The sequence below is a fragment of the Novosphingobium profundi genome, from assembly GCF_018491765.1.
Taxonomy (GTDB): Bacteria; Pseudomonadota; Alphaproteobacteria; order Sphingomonadales; family Sphingomonadaceae; genus Novosphingobium; species Novosphingobium profundi.
Map to the genome: position 1 here is coordinate 1 of NZ_JABWCU010000063.1, position 2,558 is coordinate 2,558.

The 2,558-nt window shown below is 63.1% G+C and carries 2 protein-coding genes; both read left to right on the forward strand.

Translation table 11 applies throughout. From position 1 onward, the window contains the following. Positions 1–116 precede the first annotated feature (116 nt). The gene (gene istA, locus HT136_RS25980) at positions 117–1,631 is read left to right on the forward strand and encodes an IS21 family transposase (protein ID WP_214202647.1); all 1,515 of its coding nucleotides are present in this window, start codon (positions 117–119) and stop codon (positions 1,629–1,631) included. Continuing rightward, complete coding sequence (gene istB, locus HT136_RS25985) at positions 1,618–2,346, forward strand: IS21-like element helper ATPase IstB (protein WP_213503862.1); 729 nt, start codon at positions 1,618–1,620, stop codon at positions 2,344–2,346. The genes istA and istB overlap by 14 nt, the downstream gene beginning before the upstream one ends. The last annotated feature ends 212 nt before the right edge of the window (positions 2,347–2,558 follow it).

Consider the following 2,558-nt stretch of genomic DNA (forward strand, 5'->3'; position numbering starts at 1 on the left):
TGTGGAGCGGCGTGCAAAATTGACCCCCTTAGCGGGGTGATCGGCGTCTAAAATTGACCCCCTTCATCTCATTGTGAGAAGCGCCGCCGTTTGGGTTCCGAACGGCGGGTACAGGGATGTTGGTTGTGGAGACGATTACGAGGATCCGTCGGGAGCACCGGGACGGTAAGCCGATCAAGGCGATAGCGCGGGATTTGCGGCTGTCGCGCAACACGGTGCGCAAGGCGGTCCGGGCGCCGAACGCAGATGCCAGTTACGAGCGCAAGGAACAGCATCGGCCGCAGACCGGTCCTTTCAGCACTCGCCTGGAAGAGCTGCTTGAAGAGAACGAAGGGCTGCCCCGGCGTGACCGGCTTCGCATGACGCGGATCCATGATCTGCTCCAGCGTGAAGGGTTCGGCGGCTCTTATGACGCGGTGCGGCGCTATGCTGCGCGCTGGAAGCGTGAGCGTCGCGTCGAGGCCGGCGATATGGCTAAGGCGTTCATCCCGTTGATGTACCGGCCCGGCGAGGCTTACCAGTTTGACTGGAGCCATGAGGACGTCGAGATCGCCGGCAAGCCGATGCGGGTGAAGGTCGCGCATATGCGGTTTTGCTGGTCACGGGCACCATTTGTCCGTGCCTATCCTCGCGAGACGCAGGAGATGGTGTTCGACGCACATGCCCGCGCCTTTGCCTTCTTCGGTGGGGTTCCGACGCGCGGCATCTACGACAATATGAAGACGGCGGTGACGACGGTGTTCACCGGCAAGGAACGCCTGTTCAACCGGCGGTTCCTGATCATGACGGACCACTATCGCGTCGAGCCGGTGGCCTGCAGTCCTGCCGCGGGGTGGGAGAAGGGACAGGTCGAGAACCAGGTTCAGACCAGCAGGGAGCGCCTGTTCAAGCCGCGCCTGCGCTTTGCCAGCCTCGAGGAGCTGAACATCTGGCTGGAGGCCGAGTGCCGGCGCTGGGCGGAACGCAACCAGCATCCTGACCAGGAAGATATGACGATCGCGCAGGCGCTGGAGGCGGAGCGGCCGATGCTGCAATCGCTACCGGTTCCCTTCGACGGGTTCTTCGAGAGCGAACACGTGGTCAGTTCGACGTGCCTCGTGAGCTTCGATCGCAATCGGTACTCGGTGATGGCAAAGGCGGCCCATCAGGCTGTGCAGGTGCGGGCCTATGCAACGCGCATTGTGATCCGCTGCGATGGCGCTGTCGTGGCCGAACACGAACGGGTCTTCGGTCGGAACCAGACGATCTTCGATCCATGGCATTACCTGCCCATCCTCGCCCGCAAGCCCGGTGCGTTGCGCAATGGCGCCCCCTTCCAGGACTGGGCTCTCCCACCTGCGCTGGCCCAACTGCGGCGCAAGCTGGGCAAGGGCGACGATGCCGACCGGCGCTTCGTGCGCGTCCTCGCCGCTGTCCCCGAAGATGGCCTGGAGGCTGTCGAGGCCGCAGTGCGCGAGGCACTCGGCGCCGGTACTGTCAGCGACGAGATCATCCTCAACATCCTGTCCCGTCGACGCGAGCCTCATGACGTGCAGGCTATGGACGTCGTCGTCAACCTGAAGCTCAAGCATCCGCCAGAGGCGAACTGCGGCCGCTACGATACCGTGCGAGACCTCGATGCAGCGGCATGAGATCATGGCCGCCCTTAAGGGGCTGGGGCTCAAGGGCATGGTTACGGCCTTCGATGATGCTGTCACCAACGGCATCCGCCGAGACAGAACGGTCATGGAGATGCTGGGCGACCTGTTGCGTGCGGAGACGGCGCACCGGGATGCGGCATCGATCCGTTATCGCATGACCGCAGCCAAGCTTCCGGCGATCAAGGACCTGGATGGGTTCATGTTCGATGGCACGCCGATCAACGAAGGACTGATCCGCTCGCTTCATACGGGCTCGTTCCTGCCGGAACGGCGCAATATCGTGCTGATCGGCGGAACAGGCACGGGTAAGACCCATCTGGCTCTCGCCATCACCGCCGCGGTGGTGCGCGCCGGTGCCAGAGGCCGATACTTCAATACGGTCGATCTGGTGAACCGGCTCGAGGAAGAGGCTCGCCTGGGCAAGGCCGGCAGCCTTGCCACCCAACTCTCGCGGCTTGATCTCGTGGTACTTGATGAGTTGGGCTACCTGCCGTTCGCCAGGTCCGGTGGTCAGATGCTCTTCCACCTGATCAGCAAGCTCTACGAAAAGACCTCGGTCATCATCACGACCAATCTCGCCTTCGGCGAATGGCCGAGCGTCTTCCACGACCCCAAGATGACCACCGCGCTTCTCGATCGCATCACGCACCACTGCGACATCATCGAGACCGGCAATGACAGCTGGCGGTTCAAAAACCGGAACTGAGCCGAAAACCCCTTCCCCCGGACCCCCATCCCCGGCGGTTAACCCGGTGGGTCAACAGGGACCTCCCACGGACGCCGCCGCCAGCACACCTGACGGTGCGCGTCGTCGTCCGTGGGCCCCTCCTATCGACTACCGGGATAACCGCCAGACTACCGAAAGGTGGGGTCAATATTGGACGCCGATAGGGGGTCAGTTTTGCGCGCCGGTTGACA

Excerpts from the sequence above, each read along its gene's own strand:
- istA (WP_214202647.1), top strand. The coding sequence starts at position 117 with ATGTTGGTTGTGGAGACGATTACGAGGATCCGTCGGGAGCACCGGGAC.
- istB (WP_213503862.1), top strand. The coding sequence starts at position 1,618 with ATGCAGCGGCATGAGATCATGGCCGCCCTTAAGGGGCTGGGGCTCAAG.